The organism is Dictyobacter kobayashii (assembly GCF_003967555.1).
Classification (GTDB): Bacteria; Chloroflexota; Ktedonobacteria; order Ktedonobacterales; family Ktedonobacteraceae; genus Dictyobacter; species Dictyobacter kobayashii.
In genome coordinates this window covers 3,629,372-3,652,777 of record NZ_BIFS01000001.1, presented here as the reverse complement: position 1 = coordinate 3,652,777, position 23,406 = coordinate 3,629,372, and the positions used below count along the sequence as shown (strand labels likewise).

Sequence of the window (23,406 nt, the reverse complement as noted above, 5' to 3'; positions counted from 1 at the left end):
CTCAATGGATGAGGCGGAGAGGACACTCTCACACCACCCATGCTCAATGGATGAGGTGATCTCACAACATCCATCATATAAAAATTTGCTGGTTAGCGGTGAGAGGAGAGGGCACTCTGGTGCTGGCCTTTCCAGCTATGAATTCCTTTGACATATGGGTCAACCTGTTGCATGAACCAGTGGGTTGAGGCCATACGAACCTTTGTCTGGAGGGGGACGCTAGCACGCATGGTGAATACGTTGAAATTATTGATGCGGATACGATCCAGGATACAGCGATATAGGGTTCCACTCAGGCGAACAGCCAACCGGCAGTCAGGGTGCAGCAAGTCGATGCCGGGTAAGCTTCTCTGATAATACTCATCAGCTCGCTTCATCTGAAAATGCACCAATTCGCGGAATTCGTCATTAATGACACCCTCCATCAGATCAGTTTCGCTGTATCCAAAACGAGCCATTTCATCCAGAGGCAAATAAATACGGTCTCTGCGCGCATCTTCTCCGATATCGCGTAAAATATTTGTTAGCTGTAAGGCAATGCCTAGATCTACGGCATGGTTTAAGGCTTCTTCATCCTCGTAACCAAAGATTGGGGATGTCAGCAGACCAACGGTGCCGGCTACGCGATAGCAATAGAGGTGCAGCTCATCAAAATTGAGGTAGCGCTGCCTGGTGAGATCCATCTCTACGCCATCCAGAAGATCTAAGGCCGGCCTGAGTGGAACAGGATAATATTCTAGCATATGGTCCCAGGCCAGCAGAATCGGATCATCGGCAGTACGGCCTTGCTCATATAAACGTATTAGAGCCTCGCGCCACCCATCGATAGCCCTGGCGGGCGAATATGATCCCCGTAAATGCCCAATCGCAGGTGTGGTACCGTCAGCCTCTTCATCAACAATATCATCAACCATGCGGCAGAACGCATAAATAGCCCAGACCGCCTGTCTTTTTTGTGGAGGTAAAAAAACAGATCCCCAATAAAAGGTCTTCGATGCTCGTTGCGTCACCTGACGACAGTATTCATAGGCATCTGTCACCTGCTGTACCTGCCGCATCATATATCTCCTATTCGTTTTTTGAGTAGCGCTGGTGTTATTCATCGATAGATGAAATATCGACCAGTTAACCCCCTGTCAACAAGATACTCCATCTCGCAGTATAAAAAAATAAATATTTCTGCTGCCGTAGAAAAAACGTATCCTATTGCCAGTATAAATTTCACAATATTAGAAAAAGTATTCGTATATCATCACAGCATGATCATAATATAGATGTATGTTCGTTATAGAAATGGGTAATATACCACTAAACCTCAGCAAGAATAGATCATCAAACCTAAACGGTGCAGCTTTCGTACATATTTCAGGCAAACTTGTGAGAGATAGATCGCCACTGCGGTCGTTTAACCATACAGTAAAAGAAAATAGAGCAAGGAATCCTATGCGCATTATTCTCTATCTTGGCAAAGGTGGCGTTGGCAAAACCACCGTTTCAGCTGCCACAGCTGTACGGGCCGCAACGCAGGGAAAACGTACCCTGGTTGTGAGCACCGATCTTGCCCATAGCCTTGCAGATTGTCTGCAAGCCAACCTGACCTCGGAGCCCAAAGAACTGGCTACCAATCTGTGGGCCCAGGAAGTAAATGTCCTGGATGAAATGCGCCAGGGCTGGGGAAAACTGCAGGAATCGATGACCAAAACTTTGCGCAAACAGGGGATCAACGCCGTCCTGGCGGACGAGCTGGCATTGATCCCGGGCATGGATGAGATAGTCAGTTTAATCAACATCTATCGCAATGCGCGTGATGGTAACTTTGAGGTGGTGATCATCGATGCCGCGCCGACTGGCGAGACGGTGCGGCTCCTCAGTATGCCAGATACCTTTCAATGGTATGCCAGCCGTATCATGGGCCTGCAGAATAATCTGGGCTTTGCACGTCCCTTACTCAAGGCGGTACTCCCAATTCCTACCACCGAGATCATAGATGCCGTCAATGCCTTGAGCGAGCGGGTCAAAGCGTTACGTGAGGTACTGAGCGATCCCGAGGTAAGCTCTTATCGACCCGTGGTCAATCCAGAGCGTATGGTAATTAAAGAGGCACTACGCGCCGAAACATACCTGGCTCTCTTCGGTTATCCAATCGATGCGGTTGTCTGCAATCGTGTGATTCAAGCTGGAGAGTACCAGGATGCCTTTATGCAGGATCTCTATCGCACCCAGGAAAAGCTGCGCCAGCGCATCCACCAGACCTTTGCGCCGCTACCTGTCTGGGAAGCGCCCTATCATTCGCGTGAAATTCTAGGCATCGATGCACTGGGGGCGCTGGCCGAAACCATCTTTGGTGCTAATGACCCCACACAGGTCTTCCATCGGGGACCGATCCAGGAAATTGTCCGCGAAGGCGATACCTATATCCTGCGTTTACCATTGCCCCATGTCGAAATGGATAAAGTATCGATGAGCAAAAAAGGTGATGAGATGGTGGTGGAGATCGGCAATTTCAAGCGCGATATCACCTTACCATCGGTACTGGCCAATCAAGAGGCGACCGTCGCCAGATTCGTTAATAAATCGCTGGAAATCCATTTTAATGTCCCAACGGAACAAGCAGATAAATCGGCCTGATACCGATAAGCTTGTCGTGGAAAGGTCTTGAAATCATTAGCATGCTGCTCATAACGGTATTGATTGTTTTTACAGCCCTGGTGCTTATAGCGTTACTGCTCTGGCTCTACTGGCGTAGCAAGCAGGGAGATCAACGCGTGATCAATACCGTGAACAGCATGCTGCTCCCTATCCTGAGTATTCTGGTGGTGACGATTAACCTGCTCTTCAGCCACCGACAAAGCACACCGGTGTGCGCAGGAACGATCAGCACCATATTTTATACAGGTATTATTGCGGCCATTGCCATCATCCTACTGGGCTGTCTACGCTTCTTCATCAGCCATGAACGCGACCGCCGCACCATTACCCAACCAGTCCTTTGGGCCACCATACTGGTAACGCTTACCTTTCTCACCATGTACCTCAACCATTGCATCTAATCACTTTCCGGGGCTTAGAGGTAGATAGAGTTCTATTCCTCACAGCCTGCACCATGGGTCAGAGAATACCTCTAGTACTTGACACCTGTTCCAATTACCTTCTATTATGGACACTGAATATTGAACGTCACAGTACAGAGTAAAAAACCGTATTTATGTCAAATCGCAATACTGCAACACTTACAACCTATGTTGAGCGCGCCCGCAAAGTTCTACAGCACGAGCAGCGCACAAATCACCAGGATCAAGCCATTAAACCCGGTGGCGTAGAGGCGTTTACCGCGCGCTGGTACGCGGATACCAGCGCACTCTGCCAGAGCACCGGCCAGGATGCGAGCCCACTACAACGCTTCGCTTCATATCTTGATGGCTATCATCAACAAGATCCGATTCAGCGTGCCTCCAGCTTGCGGGCTGCCCTGGCAATCCTTAATGAACTTGAGATGGCCACTCCTGATGCTACAGCAGCATCACAGGCTAACAGCAAACCAACCTCGTCCCCTACGGCCAGCAAACCAGTAAGACAGCCAGCGCCAGAAAATATAGCCCGGCGCAAGTCTGCGGCCGCAGCACCTGAGGAAGCCAGGGCAGCAACAACAAAAAATGCTAAGCCTGCGGCCACACCTAAATCGGCAGCCAGCAAAGAGCCGCCTCAGGATATCCCTAATCCAATTCGACTGGAAGCCGGCATGAGTCAGGGCCATACCTCACTGACCCTGCTGAGCGCTGATATCACTGCCATTCCAGGCGTTGGTCCCACCGTGGCGGCGCGACTGCACTCGCTGGGGCTGCGCACCGTACGCGACCTGCTCTTCTATTTTCCGCGCGAGCATCGCGACTATAGCCAGTTGACCAAAATCGCTGATGTCCCTTTCAATGAAGTGACCACAACGATGGGATTGATCTGGGATGTAGAGACGAAGCGGACCGGCAATGGGCGTACACGCACCATTGCAACTATCTCAGATGAGACAGGCAAGCTCTATGTCTCCTGGTTTAATCAGCCTTATCTGCAAAAGCAGCTGCAGGCCTCGCAGGGTAATTACCTGGTCGTGACAGGCGTTAAACAGCGCTTTGGCAATAAGGTCGAGTTCTCGGTACGCAGCCATGAATTGCCTGAACAGGGTGATCTGCTCAATACCGGTCGCATGGTTCCTATCTATCCGCTAACCGAGGGCTTGAATGCCAAGGCTTTACGGCGCTTCACCAAATATGTGGTTGATCGCTACGCCAAAATGATCCCGGATTATCTCCCGAGCTCCATACAGTCTGCCGCTCGCTTGATGATGCTGTCACGAGCCATCGAGCAAATACACTATCCAGACAACGAAGAGCTACGCGCCAGTGCCCACCATCGGCTGGCCTTTGATGAGCTCTTTATGCTACAACTCGGGATGCAAGAGCGGCGCGCGCGCTGGCAACGCGAGGCAAAAGACGGCAATGCCTTCATGCGCTACGACCATCGTATCTTCTTGAATCCTACCCAGGATACAGCTAAGGCCAGTAAAAAAGCCGCGCCCAATCCAGCTGCCGCGCCATTGCTGGGTTCAACGCTCTGGTCGGTCATTGCCACCGATAAGCCCTTTGAAGGCACCTTGCCATTCTCGTTTACAGCCGCCCAGAGCCGGGTGATCAACGAGATTTTCGCGGATCTGACAAAAAACAAGCCGATGTGTCGCCTGCTACAAGGTGATGTCGGAGCCGGTAAAACGGCAGTGGCGGCGGCCTCGCTCCTGCTGGCAGCCTTGAATGGCTATCAGGGGGCGATCATGGCTCCAACCGAATTACTGGCAGAACAGCATGCCCGCAGTATCAGTGCGATGCTGGAACCCTTTGGCATCCAGACGGTCCTGCTGACAGGCAGCCAGCGCCAGCGCGAACGCAACCTGGCCCGCCAGGCCCTGGAATCTGGTCAGGCAGCAGTCGCAATTGGCACCCACGCCTTAATCCAGGATGACGTAAACTTCCATAGCCTGGGCTTGGTGATTGTCGATGAGCAGCATCGCTTTGGCGTTGAGCAGCGCGATGCCCTGCGTCAAAAGGGCCTGCATCCACATATGTTAGTAATGACGGCAACGCCAATACCGCGTACATTGGCCCTGACACTCTATGGAGATCTCGATGTCTCAGTGATTGACCAGTTACCCCCTGGGCGTCAGAAAATCATTACCCGCTGGCGGACCGGCACTCGGCGCAATGAGGCTAATACCCTGATCGCCCAACAGGTGGCAGAAGGGCGTCAGGCGTTCATTATCTGTCCCTTGATCGAGGAATCAGAGTCTCTATCAGCCAAGGCTGCCACCAGTGAATATGAACGCTTACAGCGCGAAGTGTTCCCTAACTTGCGTATAGGTTTACTACATGGAGCAATGAAGCCAGCCGACAAAGATCAGATCATGCATCGTTTCCGCGACCACGAATTGGACATTCTGGTGGCCACTTCAGTAATTGAGGTTGGCATCGATATTCCGAACGCCACTGTCATGGTTATTGAAGACGCCGACCGCTTCGGACTCTCCCAGTTACACCAGTTCCGTGGCCGAGTCGGGCGCGGCAAATACCAATCCTACTGTTATGTTTTGAGCGCAGAAGCCAGCATCCAGGCCCAGGAACGACTGGGCGTCTTCCAGGATACCGATGATGGATTTAAGCTCTCAGAAGAAGATCTACGCCTGCGCGGACCCGGCGATTTCATCGGGGTGCGTCAGAGCGGCATGCCAGAGCTACATATCGCGGACTTCAGCGATACGGCTCTAATCGAGCAGGCACGTTCGTTCGCGGAACAACTCTGGCAAAGCGATCCATACTTACGTAAGCCAGAGCATACCCCTCTACGCGAACGGATGCACCTCTTCTGGCAAAACTTTATGGCCCATTAGAGCTGCGCCCCTTTATGGGCGCAGCTCCTCCTTTCAATCTCACAATCCCCTCACATATCAGTGCACCGGCCTGTAAACCCCTATACATTTGTAGAGATTGAGACCTATACTCAAGCAAGGCATACGCTATTACCAGCAACCGTCAAAAATCAGGAAATGTCACAGTTGCCGGGCATAGAACGTGTTATATTTGACATATAGTTGTATAGCTCAATCACGGGAGAGGACCCATTGTATGAAAGTTCTGGTTTTTAATGCCGGGTCAAGCAGCCATAAAAGTAGCTTATATGAAGTTGAAAGCCCATTGCGTTCAACACCCCCAGCGCATTGTGGGAAGCGCAGGCAGACTGGACCAAAGAACAAGGCAAAACAGAGCTAAAAATAAAAGCTAATGGCCAAACCATCGATCAAGAGTTAGACACAAACAATCGCACAGACGTTATCAATCAAATGCTCAAAACACTCTGGTCAGGCAACACCAAAGTTATCAACGATCTGGCCGAGATCGCCGTAGTTGGGCATCGAGTTGTGCATGGCGGCCCGGATTTTACAGAAGGTGTGCATATCGATCAGCATATCAAAGATACCATTCAAAAACTGGCCGCCTTTGCCCCTCTGCATAATCCAGCTGATCTGGAAGGCATCCAGGCGATCGAACAGATCAAGACCGATATGCCACAGATTGCCGTCTTTGATACCTCATTTCATCGCCGTATGCCCCTTGAAGTAAAAGTCTACCCAGGACCTTATGAATGGTACGAGCAAGGGATTCAACGCTATGGTTTTCATGGTATCAGCCATCAGTATTGCTCGCGTAGAAGTGCCCAGATTCTAGAAAAGAAGCTTGAAGAGCTGCTCCTGGTCAATTGTCATCTTGGCAACGGCAGTTCGCTCGCCGCCATCAAACATGGTCACAGCATCGACACCACGATGGGCTTTACTCCCCTTGAAGGGCTCATGATGGGGACACGTTCTGGCTCTATCGATCCCAGCATTCTTATCTATCTGCAACGCGAAAAAGGCTATGATGCCGATAAGTTAGAGAACATACTCAATAAACAATCTGGCTTCAAAGGCGTCTCGGGCCTCTCAAGCGATGTGCGTGCTATTCATGAAGCGATTAAGGCTGGCAATGAACGCGCCCAACTGGCCCTCGATATCTTCATCTATCGCCTACGCGCCGCCATTGGCAGCATGATCGCCACACTGGGTGGCATTGATGTACTCACGTTTACCGGTGGCATTGGAGAAAACGACGCGCTGATCCGAGCAAAGGTCTGCGAGGCATTTGACTTCTTGCATCTAAAAATAGATGAGAAAAAAAATAACGCATCACCAGCCGATGAAGAGATCTCTACGACTGATTCCACGGTACGTGTCCTTCTTGTTCATACACAAGAAGACTGGGAAATCGCCCGCGAATGCTGGCGCATTATGCAGTGATTTAAGAATGTCTCTTACTCCCATCCACTTGGGAAGCGTGCCATTCTTGCGTGGACGTGCGCTGGCGCGCCCGAGCTTTTTTTCTTGTGTGGTGCAAAAAAGTGCGCCGGGCGCACTTTTTTGCACCACACAAGAAGACTTCTGAGCGCCTTTGGCGCTCAAATGCAGGCGTGAAGAGCGCTAAGATCATGAGAATAAGGCACATTCTAAGGATCAACTATCTCTTATTGGTACCTGTATACTACCTGTATACTAAATGAAACTACATCAGTAGCTCAAGCGTGCTTATAGTACGTAGCACGATTACAAATATTAAAAAATTCGATAGACAACTCAACAAGCGAAAGGGGGTCGTATGGCTAACTTATTAGATCGCCTTACATCTCATCAGCCGCAGACAAAATACGAGCGAGCTCAAGAGAAATATCAACAGGCTCAGGACTCGGCACTGTCTACATATGAGAACCTCAAAGATGCTGCACAATCAGCATATGAGGCAACCAAAGACGCCGCACAGTCTGTTTACGAAAACACCAAAGACGCTGCACAGTCAACCTATGGTACGACCAGGGATACTGCACAGTCAACTTATGGCAATGTAAGAACGGGTTTGACCAAAACCCAGGGTGCGCTTCTAGCTGGAGCTGGTGCGGCCAGTGTTCTGCTCAAACAGAACCAGAAACAAAACGAGAAGAATCTGAAAAATCTGAAGAAAACTCAGAAAAAAGCTCAGAAAAACTTCAAGAAATTCCAGTCCCAGGCCCAGGACAACGCCAGCACACGCTGGGATAAAACCCAGAGCGCTCTTTCAAGTGGTGCTTCACTGGCACAGGATCTTCTGGGAACTGGCACACACCGCGCCCAGAATGTCCTTGAGACAGGTACGCAGCGTGCTCAAGACCTCTTCCAGGTTGGTACACACCGCGCCCAGGACGTTCTTGATACCAGTACATCACGGGCACAGGATCTGTTTGAGAAGAACAGCAAGCAAGCGCAGAAAAATCTAAAAAAGGCGCAGAAAAAGCTGGATCATTTTCAGGGCAGCATTCAGGATAATGTTGTACCAGGACTGGCTTCAACCCAGGACTTCCTGAATAAGAGCTCAAAGCAGGCTAACAAGAGCTTGAAGAAAGCCGCCTCAAATGCCAAAGATTTTTCTGAATCAGTTCAGGATCAATATGAGCACTACCAGCGCAAGCGCCAACGGGCAAAGACCATGTTCCGCCTGGGCCTGATTGCTGGTGTGGCCGCCGCTCTTTTCTATACCCCTATCGCGGGTTCAGAAGCGCGTAGCTTCGTGGCTGCTCAGTGGAACAAGTATCGTGCCTACCTCGGCATCTAATTGCCGCTGTAGGTTTAGCAAGTATATAACCAACAGAATAAAAGAAAAAGACAGGTAATGCTGATTGTTACCTGTCTTTTTCTTTTATTCTGTGACTCTCCGTCCTTCCGGGGAAGGACGGAGAGCCTATTCTGTTAGTCATAATCCCCGGGCCAATGGAGATTCATCATAATGCTTGAGAAGATCCGCAGGGCCATCATAGATAGCCACAGCGCCCTTTAAGTCCTCATCGCTCCAGCCGCCGCTGCGGAAAGCGATCGCGGCAACCGAAGCCCTGGAAGCGGCTTCAATATCATACGCAGTATCGCCAATCATGATGAGTTCCTGCGGGCTCAATTTGATGCGCTCAATGGCGGCCTGAACTACATCTGGATCTGGCTTGGACTGACTGGCATCCTTAGATGTAGTAGCATTTTCAAACAATTCCTCAATATGCGGCTCTATGAGCTGTAACATTTTGTTCAATTCGTCTGGTTCTGCGGAAGTTGCAATGATCAACTTCAGCCCCTGATCATGCATATGGTGTAACAATTCGGCCGTACCGGGAAAAGCTTTGACAGTCGCAAGGTATTTTTGTTGAAAGATCTCCTTACGCCGTTGGCTGATACGTTGCCCCTCAGGGCTATCTTTAGAGATATTCAAGACCTCAGGCAAAACTTTATCGCCACCCATGCCAATCAAAGGAGCAACTCTTTTGAAATCAACATGATAGCCTGCCCATTCCATTGCCTCAACCCAGGCCCTGGTGTGTGCTTCGTTACTATCTACCAGCGTACCATCCACATCCAGAATAACGCCCTTAATTGGTCTATGCTGAGACATACAAATCCTCCTATTTAAAATGTGTAAATGTGCCTTACTTCCATCATCATGGGAAACGTGCCACTCCCATGCAGACATGGGCTGCCGCGCCCGCACCTTTTTTATTCTGTGGTGCAAAAATTGCGTCCTGCGCAATTTTTGCACCACAGAAGGAATTCTTTACTGTAGTCTTATTACTCGCATCTCTCTATAAAGGGATACGTGCACGACCTGAAAATCGATCAGCTAGCTTGAATTGCACAGCAAAAACAGCTAACATTGAAATATATCGACATTAAATAAAGAAGAGAGTTGAAAAGAGACATGCAGACCCGCTCATCCTATTCCTTTGGCGCAGGAGCACTCTTACTGGCGGTAATCTGCTGGGGGATGGCACCAGTGGCCACCAGATACCTGCTCAGCCACCTGACACCCTTACAACTGATTCTGGTGCGCTTCACTATTTCGTCGCTGCTATTGTTGCCGACATTGCTACAACTGCGAAATCAGCACTGGTCAAGAAGAGATATCGGATTAGCTATTCTATGCGGGCTATTAAATAGTATTGGCTACAACCTGATCGTCGCCTTTGGGCTCAATTTTATTCCTGCTAGCCTGGCTGGCATCTTAATTGCCACTGAACCCATCTGGATCTTGCTACTCTCAATGCGGTTAACACACGAACGGCCGCATTGGTCTGTCTGGCTTGGATTAGCCCTGGCCGCCATTGGCATTGGAGTAGGAGCTTTGATGGGGGACACAACAGGTATCTCTTTTACCACTACGCAACTGCTGGGAGCAGGATTAACATTACTGGCAGCCTTTATGTGGTCCGCCTACACGATACTAGTACGCCCCCTGACCACAAAGTACGGAGCCAGGAATTGTACCGGGCTGACCACCTTGATCGGGACACTACCACTGCTGGTATTTTATACCCCACAACTTGCGAGCCATCTACTGCTTTTTAATGCCTTTGGCTGGCTGGCACTGCTCTTACTCACCGTTGGTAGTACGGTCATCGCAACCATTTTATGGAATTATGGGGTGGCATCCATGCCAGGCTCACAGGCAGGGCTCTTCCTTTATCTGGTGCCACTTGTCAGTGTGGCCGGTGGTAGTCTCTTTTTACACGAAGCAATTACATCAGGCTTACTCCTCAGTGGAGTACTGATTCTACTGGGAGTTTGTATAGCACAAACCAGGCAGTTCAGGGCTCAGTATACACAGCACGAGCCACCGCTTAAACGTACGTAGTCTGAGCCTGAGCTCCCAGAATCTTGCGCAACAAGACCTTAGCTCGATGGAAATACGTCTTAGCAGTAGCTTCTGGCATGCACAAAACCTTTCCAATCTCAGAAAAGCTTAGCTGTGAAGCATAGCGCAAGACGACAACCGAGCGAAACTTGGGTGGTAATGATTCGATTGCTTGCTGAAGATGTAGCTGAAGATCATGGCGTTCCATCAATTCTTCTGGCAAAGGGCCAGGATCTGGAATATCGCTTAAAGCAGAAAGTTCGCCATCGCAATTTTCCACTTCTAATTGAGAAAAATGAATGGCGTAGCGATGGCGCCGCCGTAATTCATCGACGCAGCAATTACGCGCAACTTGAAATAGCCATGACTTAAATGGCTCGCCGGTTCCCAACTTGGGCAATGACGTATAAAAACGCAAGAAAACCTGTTGGAGAACATCACAAGCCAGGTCATAGTCCCCAGAAAGCGACAAATAAAGTTAAAGAGGGGAGTATGATATCGATGCACCAGCAGTTCAAAGGCACGTTGATCGCCATCAAGAATCATCTGGGCCAGGACAGCATCAGAGAACTCTGTAGAGGACGGTTTCATAAATTCTTGAGTTTGCACGGGTAACCTCTTCGTTTCTGAATGGATTCATGATCTAGCCAGCTATTCTTTTATAGATACTAGCATATACTCTTCAAACGATAATTACAATGGAATTTCATTCAATTAAAACCCAATAATTCTATTTAGAGTATCAAAGATGTAGTCCCCAGGCGCAACTGAGAATTTTTGCGCGTTGAATTTTGTATGTAGTGTAGGTAGAGCCGTTTCTTGCAAATAAAAATGGGCCATAAAGCTATGGCCCATAAAGTAAAGAGATCAAAAAGCGGCTTAATCAAGCGTGCTCAAGGCGTCGCAGCTCAATTTTACCTTCGCGCACACGTACCGCGAAGGTAGGCTGCGCATAGACAGCGGGACTGTTAACGACACAGCCATCGCACATGCGGAAGCCCGAATTATGCCAGGGACAATACACCACCCCATCTTCATAACTTCCCTCATCTAAAGGTCCACCCAGATGAGAACATGTAGCCGCAATTGCATTAATAGTTGAACCATCCTTAACTAGAACGGCTGCGATACCTTCAACTTCAACGCGAGTCAGTTTGCCTTCGGCCAGATCTTTTTCATCCATAACGGCGACAAAATTGTCTGGTCCACCCTCAGGGATGGCACGATTCATGCCGATACCATCTGAATAGGCCAGTTCCCCTCCAATGTAAGAAGAGTAGATGACCATGGCATAAGCGGTACTGGCCAGCGCAATCGCTGTACGCCGCTGACCCGTCAGGCGTAAAAGCGCGGAAGAGAGGTTCAAAACGGTAATACCACCATTCAACACAGCATGCAACATACCTGTACGTTGTTCCTGCCCATCGGTATCCACCCAGTTGGCCAGGCCAGTAGCGGCCGAACCAGTAGCTCCCGCCAGGCCCAACCATAGCATCATATCCGCGCTACGGGCCATAGCATGGTCATCTTCATTCGCCAACCAGGCCAGATCAAAAACGAAGGTCGAGGTCCATGCGCCAATGGGAATCGTCACCAGCACCGGATGGAGAGGATGACCAAACCAGACCCCGGCCAGAAAATCCTTTACACGGTATGTAACATCTTTAGGCTTGCCAAAGAGACCATTGGTCCAGCTTTGCAAAGGGGCAGAAAGTTTATCAAGCCAGGGCATATTCGCAACCAGTTTGGCGCTATAGTGCCGCAGTAACGGCGAGCGCGGAGGAGTATCCATCCAACTGGTTACCGCTTCGTTCTGATTTGTCGCTTCCGCAACCATATTCTATTGGTCCTTTCTTATACCGCGAGCCAAAAATAGTCCCGTGGCGGATTCATACCAATTACAGAAAAGGGAATTTGTGGTTTTTGTATTTTTTGTAAGTAGTGTAAAACTTCAGGATTATGCCCATAAAAAAGCCTGGCGCAATGCAGGGCACTTTCAAATGAGCGAAAGTGGACACACATCTCTTCCTCAACTGGCAAAGACACATAGTGAAAGCCATGCGCGAGAAACCATTGATGGTCTGCAGTACGTGGCCAGATAATGATGATCTGTCCCCCAGGCCGGGTGACGCGTCGCAGCTCCAATAATCCAGGCTCTCCCCCTGATCTTCCAAAGCTGTAAATGCTGAACAAGAAAGTGAGGTATCTACACTATGATCAGCCAGTGGTAGCTTGTTAAAACGGCCAGCCGCCGGAAGAATGCGTTGCTCAAGTCCGCGAGCCACAATCTTTTTGCGCAGAAGATGCAGCAGCCTGGAAGGTTCAATCGCATGGACCCTGGTCGCGCCATAGCGTAGATACTCAAAGGTTGCTCGTCCACTACCAGCGCCAGCATCCAGCACAGTTTTGCCAGCCAGCTCAGACTTGATCGAGCGAAAGATACCTTCATGCAAACGCTCACCGACCGTCAACTCTTCATATAAATCGGGCGACTTCCAATAAATGAGTTCCCAGAACAAAGCATCCAGAATCTGCCTGCGGGCCTGCTCAATCTTTTGTGAAGGCAATGATCGTTGCAGCTCTTGCTGGAAATAATCTTGTTGTGCTCCTGGAACACCCCGCATAATATGCTTCACAAGCGCGGGTGAAACGTTATGAAGACCATATGCAAGCAACTGACTGGATAACAGTGAGTGGGTACATGCCAGCATATCGTGTATGGTCTCAGCGTCAAAAACCTGCAAATCTTCAATTTGAAATGGATTTTCAAACAAAACTTCAGATTGGGGGATGTGTCACTACTCGCCATTTATCTTCCCTTCTTCATACTACTTCATACTGCATACTCACCCAGCGCTCTCACGGTCAGTTCTTATCATCGGCTGGAAAGGCATCATCTACATGAATGATATGCTACCTGTGTACTATTTGTCGTACGCCATTTCAAAATAAAAAGTTTCTGTTAAAGTCGGTGCAATTATAAATTCTCAGGGAATTTTTAGGTAACCTGTAGAAAAATAACGGTATTGCCAGGACGCAATTTCAGCTACAACGGCATCATTCAGTAAAGCTCACACGTATCATACATAAAGCAATTGCCAGGCGGTACATTGGACGGGCGACCACATCAGTATCTGTATATAAACCAGTCAACAAATAGCTAGTTTGAGACTAACTCGTCAGTTTAAGCGTGTATTAAATTGAAGCCAAGTTGAGAGGGTGTTGAGGTGCAGTGTAGTGTATAAGGGACCGCGTCTGGACGTTCATTTACAGACGAATGTGCATGTATGCCAATACGGTCTCATTGAATAACTGCAAGTTTGAAAAATGAAGTTATACATCAATAACTTCGGTTATGATTAATGAGGTACCATTTTATGCGTACTGTACTTATTCTCAATCCGACTTCAGGCGAGTCGGCCCTGGCAACAAATCATAGTAGCCTGGATAGCAACGAAGAACAGATTCTGGCGGCCTTACGCACCTATAATATAGAGCCAACCGTAGTGTATACTACAGTAGACGATCCAGGCACAGGTCTGGCCCGCAAAGCTGCTGAAGAAGGTGCAGATATAGTGATAGCGGCTGGCGGCGATGGTACCCTACATGCTGTTGCCAATGGACTGATCCATACAAATAGTGCCCTGGGCATTCTTCCCATGGGTACAATGAATAATATTGCTCGCAGTTTACATATTCCAGAAGATATCGAGAAGGCGTGCGAGATTATCGCACGCGGCTCCAGCAGCCGAATTGATGTAGGAAAAATTAATGACCATATCTTTTTAGAGGTCTCAGGTGTAGGGCTGGAGGCCGCCCTTTTCCCGGCCGCGGAAGAGCTCAAGAGTAAAGGTATACTCTCAACTTTGAAAGGCATTGCGGGAGGCCTGAAGACACTTTTTACATTTTCACCGACACGCTTTACGGTTACATTTGATAACGGTAAACGCCGCCGGGTCCATGCGATTCAAATCAGTGTCTGCAATTCACCTTACTATGGGGCTCGCCTGCAATTCGCGCCCAATGCACTAATGGATGATGGGTTACTCGATGTATTGATCTATCGACGCTTTAGCAAGTTAGACTACATTCGACATGCCATCTCAATCAGTCAGGGTAGACGCGACCTGGAACAAAAAGTGAGCCGGCGTAAAGCAAAAATCATTTATATTGAGTCCGATCAACCAGTCGAGATTCACGCCGACGGCGAGCAAAAGGGTCACACCCCCGCGAAGATAGCTATTCAAGCTGGTGTACTGCAAGTACGTGTGCCAGAAAAAGTGGCGGATGGTCCAAATATTACACAGCCAGAGAGCAAGAAGAGAAAAATATATCAACGGGCTGTCAAGAGCGGTCACAATGAAGAGAAAGGTTCTGTATATGTTTAACCCTCGTCGTAAGTCAACCAGAGATACACAACCGAACCAGCCCACTACCGATGCTACAAATATAAAAGTACAGCCACAGCCACCGCAACTACCACCAGTCAAACTACCAGAGGTGCAGATGCCTCCAGTGATAAGTGAGGCACAGAATGCAGCGGCCCAGGCATCAGTCTCGGGCCGCCGCGCTGTCTCCCGTGGCACAATGCTTATGGCCTTTTATCTCTGGATCTTATCTGGTGCCGTCATACTGTCTTTGATTGCGCAGCGTACTCAATTTTTCCCTGGTGATAGATCAATTACGGCACGCCTGCAAAAGTATCGCTCTCCCTGGCTACGCCGCTTCTTCTTTGGTATATCTGAGATCGGTTTTGTCCAGTACGCCCTACCACAAACACTGGGAGTTGCTGGCATTTTCTGGGCCCTGCGTTTCCGGCTTGAAGCGCTATTTATCCTGCTCACTTCATCTGCGACCCTGCTCAACGCAATCGTAAAACGAGTGATCAAGCGCCCTCGTCCAACTCAGGAACTGGTTACAGTGGTAAAAGTCATCAACGAGCCCAGCTTCCCCAGTGGACACGTCATGTACTATACGAATTTCTATGGGCTGCTTATCTATCTGCTGGCTACTAACTGGCGCTCAGGCCGTATTCGCAACCTGTTAATCGGTATCTGTACCGTGTTAATCGCCTGCATCGGACCATCACGTATCTACCTGGGTGCACACTGGCCCAGTGATGTGGCCGCCGGTTACATCTATGGTGGTCTGTGGTTCAGTGGCATCATGGCACTCTACCTGCGCGTCAAAGCCTGGTTACATCCATTTAAAGGTAAAGCGCCTGAAGTTGGTAAACCACTCCAGCAACCTGGAGATAGCAAAGACAAAGAAGAGCGAGAAGAGGCTGATTTCGCTTAGAATGTGTTTAATCCTCATGGTCATGGGGATCGTGTCTTTCCCTTGTGGGCGTGCGCAGGCGCGCCCGCATCTTTTTTTCTTCCGTGGTGCAAAAAAAGTGCGCTGTGCGCACCTTTTTTGCACCACGGAAGATGACTTTTTGAGCTTTTGTTTAGCCAAGGTGTGGAAGAACAACTTCCGAAGATGACGGTTTTTCTGCTTCAACGTCTGCGGACGTTTCAGCATCATATGCGTACTGATCAGCGCGACCACCCGGCAGCCAGAACATAGCCACCAATCCGATCACTGCCAGCACGAACAAGAGCAGATAGACCCAGAATAAACTTTGAGCCAGCGCTAACTGCAGTTGATTGAGCAAGACAAGTGGTAAAGAGGCCCGTACATCGGGCGTCAATAAGACATTGGCTGGCGAGACACCTTTAGGAAGATGTTGTAGCACCTCAGTGTAGTGACTGAAGATGGGAGTGAAGCGCTGGGCCATCTGGGCATTCAAGATCGAGCCCATGACGGCCACGCCTATCGTTCCACCTATCGTACGGAAGAACTGGGTCGAAGCGGTCGCCACACCACGCAAGTTCCAGGGTACGGCATTCTGTACAGACAGGATATAAGCGGAGCTAGAGAAACCCAGGCCTGCGCCGATCAGGACCATGGCCAGGATGATCAGTGGCAAGGCTACCTGAGGCGTAAACAATAATACCAGGCCAACCCCGATTAAGGTGAGTGCGGTTCCAGCCACCGCCGTAATACGATAGCCATAGCTCAGCACAAGCTTACCGCTAACCGTTGCGGCAATCGGCCATGCTAACAATAACGGTCCAAGGATAATACCTGCATCGGTGGCGCTACCCCCCTTAACTCCCTGCATAAAGAGTGGCACATACGAGGTGATACCAAACATAATCGTGCCCAGCACCACACCACCAATACTAGAAATGACAATAATGCGATTCTTGAACAGATCCAGTGGCAGAATAGGTTCCGGCGCGCGCCGCTCTTCATATAAGAACCAGCCGAGTAGCAGAATCGAAGTGGCGAATAAAGCAATGCTCTGCCATGAAAGCCAGGACCAGCTGGTCCCTCCCTGTAAGAAGGCAAAGAGCAAGGCCACAATACTGATACTCAATGTCAATGTGCCGATGTAGTCCAGTTGATGTTTTTTACGCTCGACCTGCTCTTTCAATGAGATCATCAGCAAGATGGCGGACAATAGCCCAAAGGGCACATTAATAAAGAAGACCCAGCGCCAGGAGAAATGATCCACAATTAAACCACCCAGAGCAGGACCTACGATGCTGGATAATCCCCATACCCCACTAAACAATCCCTGTACCCTGGCACGCTCTTTTAAGACGAAGATATCTCCAATAATGGTCAAGACAATTGGTTGCACCGCACCCGCGCCCAGACCTTGAATGGCACGGAAAATGATCAGCTGCACCATAGTTTGAGAGAAGCCGGAGGCGATCGACCCAATCAAAAATAACGCTGAGCCAAATAAAAAAAGTGGCTTACGGCCATAGAGGTCAGCCAACTTACCATAGATTGGCACAGTCGTGGTCGAAGTAAGGAGGTAGGCAGAGAACACCCACGAGTAGAGTGTAATGCCTCCAAGTTTACCCACGATGCTGGGCATAGCGGTTCCAACAATGGTTGTATCCAACGCGGCAAGGGCCATGCCTAGCATCAAGGCAATCGTCACAATAATTTTGGCATTCCTGGTCATAAGTACATTCCTGACTATACTACCTTTCCCATCCAATAAAACACGCTTACCTTAACACAATCAGTGAAAGATTTATTCCCTACTATATATTAATCAGTGCATCAGGCAGACCAGGTTGTGGGCGCCAGTCTAGTTTAGTAAAAGCCTCAGGCCTCTACAGTCACACCGCGCCAGAAAGCGACATGATCTTTAATCTGCCGCGCCGCGTCCTTTGGCTCAGGATAAAACCAGGCAGCATCTTTATTGGTCTCGCCATCAACTTCGATGCTGTAATAGCTGGCCAATCCTTTCCAGGGACAGGTAGTATGGGTGCTACTCTCTTTAAAGTAAGCCTTTTGAACAGAATCGGGTGGAAAGTATTGATTACCCTCAACCACAACGCATTTATCGCTTTCCGCCAGCGTCACGCCTTTCCAGGTTGCTTTTGGCATCGGAACACTCCTTCATTCGCTCTATACTAGCCAACAGGGTTACAAATACAACAAAATACTATGCTTTTAAACACCATACCATTATACTTCCTCCACGCTATGGCGAAGTATAATGGTGAACAAATAAAGCATAATTCTTTTGAGGAGACGAAATCTTTAGCTGAAATGGGTCAATCTGAGGGATCAGGCTGATAGAAAGGTTTCTTATATGTAGCAGGTAAATAGAATTTCCCTCTTGGGAAGCCCGCGACCGAGCACATAAAATCGAGCATGCGCCACCATGTTCCCACCCTGGCGACAGGAACAGGAGGGGTTGAAACCAGTTGGGGTTCGAAAGAGGGGGTGGCGCATAGCAGACTGGCAGGATCAAATTCGGCCACACTGGCCCGCAAAGGCGTTTGAGGGGATTGAGATAGACGCTTTATAGATGGAGATGGATATGACGAAGGCATTTGAGCCTGGAAAGCACGGTGGGCAGGAGGCTGTCGCTGGCCTGGCTGAGAACCATTGATCACTTTACCGACAACAATACGCTGCAACTCGCGCTGAATATTCCCCATACTGGCTGGACGACGCTTCGGGTCCATCTCCAACATACATTGAATCAATATTTTGAGTTGCGGATGTTTAGGCAGATCCATAGGCTTTGGTCCAAATGGTGAAATTGAAGGATCGATGCCTGTAATCAGCTGATAGAGCACAACACCCAGACTGTAGACATCCGTCTGCGGAGTGGTCTGAGCGCGTCCATATTGCTCAGGAGCGGCATAGCCGGGTGATCCTAACACCATGGTATCCTTGGTCTGACCATGCTTAAAATGGCGCGCAATCCCAAAATCGATTAAATAGATCTGCCCTTCAGGGGTGCGCATCACATTGGCAGGTTTGAGATCACGAAAGATAATGGATGGTCGGCGCGTATGCAAGAAGCTAAGTACCGTTGCTAGCTGAATGCCAATCTGGATCACTTTATCTATTGGCAGAGAGCCGCCACGATAGCGCGCATAGCTCTCTAGCGTCTCACCTTCAATATAGCTCATCACCAGATACCAGTTGCCATGCTCAGAAAAATAATCATAGATGCTTGGGAGGTTAGGATGGGTCAGGCGAGCCAGCAAAACGGCCTCGCGCTTAAAACCTTCAGCAGCCTCCACCAACTCCCTGGTACTCAAGCCATGCTGGATCATTTCTTTGATCGCCACCTGGCGATCCATGAATTCGGTATCAATGGCTCGATAGACCTTGCCATAACCACCAGATCCAATCTCTTTTACAATGCGGTAACGCTGCTTTAACAGGCTATCAACCTTTAAGGGCTGTGGAGTAGAGGTACTTAAAGGCTGGACCACCGCTTGATGGGCTGAGGTCGTTGGCGCACGGGGAATAGAATTATCGGTCTGATTATTGAGGCGATAGCCGCAAAAACGACAAAATTTCGCATGGAGTGGATTGTCTCCACCGCATTCTGCGCAGAACAGATTCGTGTCCTTCCCCATGAACAACTCCTCAATAATATCTCTATTTGCAACGTGAAAAAGGTGCGTATAAGTTCTAGGACCAAAAAATAGATGGTTGTGCCTTAAAAAGAGATAGTTTCTTCTATGGTACTTTTATGATATAGCAAATTTGCTAAATTTGCTATGGTATAGTTCACATTCCAGGGCTTTTCATGTTCCTCTTTGGCGTCTGCGGCGCCGGCGAGGGGGGAAATGTGAGCGGGGACACCCCGCAATGGGCTGCCGCCCCTTGACCCTGCTGGCGCTACTTTTAAATAGCCCTGTCACATTCCAGGGCTTTTTCATGTTCCTCTTTGGCGCCTGCGGCGCCAGCGAGGGAGTGTGGAGTGTGTGGTCGGCGGCCGCGGCCGCCGACCACACACTCCACACAGGAAAGAAGATACACTCCCTGCGATCTCTGGACGAACAGTAAAAAGCTCTGTTCACATTCTTTTGCTCTTGACTTGAGGATGAGATGGTCGTTATAATTAAGTCAGATCTGACTAAACGGCGGTTACTTATGTATAAACAGGTTATGTTGCTCGGTGTGCTGCTTGAAAAACCGATGTATGGACAGCAGATTCGGGAATTCATTGAAGCACATCATGATTTATTCGCTAACCATATTAAGAAGCCAACTATTTATTATCAACTTGAACGGTTGGTAGCGGATGGCTATCTTGAGATTCGGCGCGAGACGGTAGAGGCACCCGGTCCCGGGGCGGCACACGAGGATGTAGCCCTGCGCGAGCGAGATGTGTATTATATCACAGAACAAGGTAAAGATTACTTTTCGACTCTGTTACGGGATATGATCAGCAAATTTACACCAGGCTTAAGCGAAGTAGATGCCTGTCTATATTTCTTGCATCACCTGACGGCCGAAGAGGCCTGTAAGCTTCTCCATGAACGCTTCTTACTGGTTGAGGCCTACCATAGCACTGTTGTACAAATGATGGCTTCTAATCATACATCAGATGCCGCCCACCAACTTGTGAATGATCACAAACTGACGTTGCTTGAAGCCGAGATGCGCTGGCTAAAGCACACCATTGAGCAGATTCGTACGGGAGCATTGCAGTTTCCACCCACTGCACCGGCGACACACTCTGCCCTGGCAACGAACAGTATAGATTAGATAGAACAACAGGAGCTTAAGGATCATGGAGCAGAAACGGCGGTCTCCGTTAATATTAATGGCATTAACCATCCTGATCGATTTCACCGGTTTTGGACTTATTATTCCCTTGCTACCCTTCTGGGCCGAACATCTGGGTGCGAATCCTCTGGGAGTGGGTGCCATCGTTACGGCTTATGCATTGGCGCAATTTATATTCACGCCGGTTCTGGGCAGCCTCTCAGATCGCTACGGTCGCCGCCCGGTCATTGTGATCTCACTGCTCATCGAAACCCTCTCGCTGATCCTGACGGCCCTATCAGGATCGTTATTATTGCTACTCTGCGCCCGCTTCATTGGTGGTCTGGGAGCTTCCAATATTGGCTCAGCGCAGGCTGTAGTCTCTGATGTCACCCCGGCCAAAGATCGAGCCAAAGGCATGGGGCTTATCGGTGCCTCGATCGGGGTAGGTTTTGTGATTGGGCCTGCCCTGGGTGGTATCTTATCTCCCCTGGGTGCCACAATCCCATTCTGGACAGCCGCAATCATCGCCCTGATCAATGCGATCCTGGTTTTCTGCTTTTTGCCAGAAACACGCTCGAAAAAAAGTGCCCAACCAGCGCCACCAGAGCAGCAGGCGGGTTCAATGAATCGCTTCAATGTACTATGGGCGGGCTGGCAACGTGCCTTACAAATACCTGTAGTACTGCGACTGGTAGTAGTCAATCTACTCTTTACGATTGCCTTTACTTCAATGGAGACAATCTTCCCGCTCTTCTCACAACAAAAATTTGGCTGGAACTCTACACAGAACGCCTACGTGTTTACCTATGTTGGCTTTATTGTTGTCTTGATGCAGGGAGGAATGGTTGGGCGGCTGGTCAAACGTTGGAACGAACAAAAAGTGATGCTGGCCGGCCTGTTTCTATTAGCAATCGGCCTGGTAACACTGGCATTCAGTAACCAACTTGCGTTAGTATTGATTAGTGTTGGACTATTAAGTATCGGCGACGGAGCAATCAGCCCTACGCTTTCAACCTTGCTCTCATTCGCCAGTCCCGCTGAAACCCAGGGCGAGCTGCTCGGGTTGGCTCAAGGTGTAGCTGGTCTGGGCCGTGTCATTGGGCCTATGATCGCGGGCAGCGTTGATACCCTTAGTAGTCCTGGTATTCCATTGTTGCTAGGAGGAATTATCGTCCTGCTAGCGGCGCTATTGGTCATCCCAATACTTACCAGGATTCATCAACCACAAGAAGACCATGAAGTGGCAGCCCTGGAGACAACGGCCTCCAGGTAATGCATATTTTCTGGCTGAGGAGCTACCGCTCTGGTAGCCACTAGCTCCTCATATCTACCTGGAGAAGTTCTCCAGGCAACTGAAGCGCTCATTTTTAAGCGTATTTTTAAGGAGTTTTATTGTTATGGTACGCATCGGTATTATGGCACTACGTATCTGTGTCTTATTAGCACTTATTTTAGGCATCTTATTGTGGGCAGATCTTGTGCCTGGCGGCATTGTAATGGTCCATATGCTGCTGGGACTGCTGGCCATGATCTCGCTCTGGCTGCTAGCCTTTGGTATTGGTACCGCCCCTAAAGGTCGCAACCTGGGACTGGCTATTGGAGCTTTTGTGCTGGGTCTGCTTTTGCCAATCGTAGGACTGGGACAGCTTAACTGGCTCCAACTGGGTTCAGCCCATATCGTTATCCAGATCATTCACCTGCTCCTCGGCCTGGGTGCCATCGGCATCGGTGAGGCGATCGCAGCACGCTACAAACGCGCCAACAAACTGGCTTAACGCCAGCTTTTCTAAAAGCCCTGTATGGTCACTTCAAGTGGTCATACAGGGCCTGCTTTTTTATTCCAGGGTGCAAAATGTGGTGCTGGACCCTGGAATAAAAAAGCTCGGGCGCGCCAGCGCCCGTACACGCAGGATTCGACTATTGCCGAACAGCGTCGAATATGTTTTAATGTCTGTAATCTATTTGCAAAGCCTTCATTGATATTTGAACACAGACGTTAGCAAAGGAGCTTATGTGAGTCAGCAGGAATCGCGTCACCGCCTCGCTATTTATCCAGGCAGTTTTGATCCCGTAACTAATGGACATCTTGATATCGCGCGCCGAGCCGCACGACTATTTGATGAATTAATTGTTGCGGTCTACGCTTTCCCGGACAAAAATCTACTTTTCACGGTAGATGAGCGGGTGGTACTCTGGCAAGAAGTTCTGACCAAAGAGGGTCTGAACAACGTGCGTGTTGAAAAATATACAGGTCTGACAAGCGAGTATGCACGTACAGTAGGTGGGCAAGCCATCATCAAAGGTTTACGCTCGCCCAATGATTTTGATGCGGAATTCCGGCAGGGGCTGATGAATCGCAAGTTAGCTCCCGAAATCGAGACCGTGTGTTTACTGACCAACCTGGAACAACTCTTTGTAAGTTCCTCCTTATTAAAGGAGGTAGCCAGACTTGGCGGTGACGTCACTGATATGCTACCAGGCTCCGTGGCACAGGCACTGCAACATAAGCTGGGCCAGACCAATCCGGTATAAGCTGGTCTTG

The 23,406-nt window shown here is 49.3% G+C and carries 20 protein-coding genes and 1 pseudogene; 13 read left to right on the top strand and 8 right to left on the bottom strand.

Annotated elements, in window-relative coordinates; genetic code table 11:
- Nucleotides 1-92: 92 nt before the first annotated feature.
- On the bottom strand, nt 93-1,061 hold the full coding sequence (locus EL645_RS16130) for a phytoene/squalene synthase family protein (protein WP_218031869.1): 969 nt from the start codon (nt 1,059-1,061) through the stop codon (nt 93-95).
- A 382-nt stretch (nt 1,062-1,443) separates the two neighbouring features.
- Between EL645_RS16130 and EL645_RS16125 the strand changes: the two genes are divergently transcribed.
- From EL645_RS16125 to EL645_RS40235, 5 genes and pseudogenes are all read left to right on the top strand, one after another.
- Nucleotides 1,444-2,628, top strand: a complete 1,185-nt coding sequence (locus EL645_RS16125) for an ArsA family ATPase (protein ID WP_126551470.1) — start codon at nt 1,444-1,446, stop codon at nt 2,626-2,628.
- 41 nt (nt 2,629-2,669) lie between these two features.
- Entirely contained in the window at nt 2,670-3,050 is a 381-nt protein-coding gene (locus EL645_RS16120; protein ID WP_136625227.1) for a hypothetical protein, read from the top strand.
- Between the two features lie 155 nt (nt 3,051-3,205).
- A complete protein-coding gene (gene recG / locus EL645_RS16115; RefSeq protein ID WP_126551468.1) occupies nt 3,206-5,929 on the top strand; it encodes an ATP-dependent DNA helicase RecG in 2,724 nt (907 codons plus the stop codon).
- Between the two features lie 235 nt (nt 5,930-6,164).
- Nucleotides 6,165-7,372: pseudogene (locus tag EL645_RS16110) on the top strand (acetate/propionate family kinase).
- Nucleotides 7,373-7,727: 355 nt separating this feature from the next.
- Nucleotides 7,728-8,714, top strand: coding sequence for a hypothetical protein (locus EL645_RS40235; RefSeq protein ID WP_174845302.1), 987 nt, complete (start codon nt 7,728-7,730; stop codon nt 8,712-8,714).
- Between the two features lie 138 nt (nt 8,715-8,852).
- Here EL645_RS40235 and EL645_RS16100 read toward each other — a convergent pair whose 3' ends face one another.
- On the bottom strand, nt 8,853-9,536 hold the full coding sequence (locus tag EL645_RS16100) for an HAD family hydrolase (RefSeq protein ID WP_126551467.1): 684 nt from the start codon (nt 9,534-9,536) through the stop codon (nt 8,853-8,855).
- A 303-nt stretch (nt 9,537-9,839) separates the two neighbouring features.
- On the opposite strand from EL645_RS16100, the gene EL645_RS16095 reads away from it, so the two are divergent.
- Nucleotides 9,840-10,772: a DMT family transporter gene (locus tag EL645_RS16095; RefSeq protein ID WP_126551466.1), complete on the top strand. Its 933-nt coding sequence runs from the start codon at nt 9,840-9,842 to the stop codon at nt 10,770-10,772.
- Here EL645_RS16095 and EL645_RS16090 read toward each other — a convergent pair.
- From EL645_RS16090 to EL645_RS16080, 3 genes are all read right to left on the bottom strand, one after another.
- Nucleotides 10,759-11,190 (bottom strand): RNA polymerase sigma factor, encoded by a 432-nt coding sequence (locus EL645_RS16090; protein WP_246035379.1) that lies wholly within the window; start codon nt 11,188-11,190, stop codon nt 10,759-10,761. The two genes, EL645_RS16095 and EL645_RS16090, sit on opposite strands and share 14 nt — an antisense overlap.
- Nucleotides 11,191-11,655: 465 nt before the next feature.
- Complete coding sequence (locus EL645_RS16085) at nt 11,656-12,609, bottom strand: Rieske (2Fe-2S) protein (protein WP_126551465.1); 954 nt, start codon at nt 12,607-12,609, stop codon at nt 11,656-11,658.
- A 61-nt stretch (nt 12,610-12,670) separates the two neighbouring features.
- Nucleotides 12,671-13,396: a class I SAM-dependent methyltransferase gene (locus tag EL645_RS16080; protein WP_161977401.1), complete on the bottom strand. Its 726-nt coding sequence runs from the start codon at nt 13,394-13,396 to the stop codon at nt 12,671-12,673.
- A 753-nt stretch (nt 13,397-14,149) separates the two neighbouring features.
- On the opposite strand from EL645_RS16080, the gene EL645_RS16075 reads away from it, so the two are divergent.
- Complete coding sequence (locus tag EL645_RS16075) at nt 14,150-15,160, top strand: diacylglycerol/lipid kinase family protein (RefSeq protein WP_161977400.1); 1,011 nt, start codon at nt 14,150-14,152, stop codon at nt 15,158-15,160.
- Nucleotides 15,153-16,070, top strand: a complete 918-nt coding sequence (locus EL645_RS16070; RefSeq protein WP_161977399.1) for a phosphatase PAP2 family protein — start codon at nt 15,153-15,155, stop codon at nt 16,068-16,070. The genes EL645_RS16075 and EL645_RS16070 overlap by 8 nt, the downstream gene beginning before the upstream one ends.
- Nucleotides 16,071-16,221: 151 nt before the next feature.
- Here EL645_RS16070 and EL645_RS16065 read toward each other — a convergent pair whose 3' ends face one another.
- The 3 genes from EL645_RS16065 to EL645_RS16055 all read right to left on the bottom strand — a co-directional run bounded on the left by EL645_RS16065 (nt 16,222) and on the right by EL645_RS16055 (nt 19,723).
- Nucleotides 16,222-17,796, bottom strand: a complete 1,575-nt coding sequence (locus tag EL645_RS16065) for an MDR family MFS transporter (RefSeq protein WP_126551461.1) — start codon at nt 17,794-17,796, stop codon at nt 16,222-16,224.
- A 146-nt stretch (nt 17,797-17,942) separates the two neighbouring features.
- Nucleotides 17,943-18,227 (bottom strand): DUF427 domain-containing protein, encoded by a 285-nt coding sequence (locus EL645_RS16060; RefSeq protein WP_126551460.1) that lies wholly within the window; start codon nt 18,225-18,227, stop codon nt 17,943-17,945.
- 170 nt (nt 18,228-18,397) lie between these two features.
- The gene (locus EL645_RS16055; RefSeq protein ID WP_126551459.1) at nt 18,398-19,723 is read right to left on the bottom strand and encodes a serine/threonine protein kinase; all 1,326 of its coding nucleotides are present in this window, start codon (nt 19,721-19,723) and stop codon (nt 18,398-18,400) included.
- Nucleotides 19,724-19,958: 235 nt separating this feature from the next.
- On the opposite strand from EL645_RS16055, the gene EL645_RS16050 reads away from it, so the two are divergent.
- From EL645_RS16050 to coaD, 5 genes are all read left to right on the top strand, one after another.
- Complete coding sequence (locus EL645_RS16050) at nt 19,959-20,156, top strand: hypothetical protein (RefSeq protein ID WP_126551458.1); 198 nt, start codon at nt 19,959-19,961, stop codon at nt 20,154-20,156.
- An 87-nt stretch (nt 20,157-20,243) separates the two neighbouring features.
- Entirely contained in the window at nt 20,244-20,861 is a 618-nt protein-coding gene (locus tag EL645_RS16045; RefSeq protein ID WP_161977398.1) for a PadR family transcriptional regulator, read from the top strand.
- A gap of 25 nt (nt 20,862-20,886) precedes the next feature.
- Entirely contained in the window at nt 20,887-22,137 is a 1,251-nt protein-coding gene (locus EL645_RS16040; RefSeq protein ID WP_126551456.1) for an MFS transporter, read from the top strand.
- Nucleotides 22,138-22,261: 124 nt separating this feature from the next.
- Nucleotides 22,262-22,639 carry a hypothetical protein gene (locus tag EL645_RS16035; protein ID WP_126551455.1) on the top strand — a complete coding sequence of 126 codons (378 nt, stop codon included), beginning with the start codon at nt 22,262-22,264 and terminating at the stop codon, nt 22,637-22,639.
- Nucleotides 22,640-22,877: 238 nt separating this feature from the next.
- A complete protein-coding gene (gene coaD / locus EL645_RS16030) occupies nt 22,878-23,396 on the top strand; it encodes a pantetheine-phosphate adenylyltransferase (RefSeq protein WP_126551454.1) in 519 nt (172 codons plus the stop codon).
- The last annotated feature ends 10 nt before the right edge of the window (nt 23,397-23,406 follow it).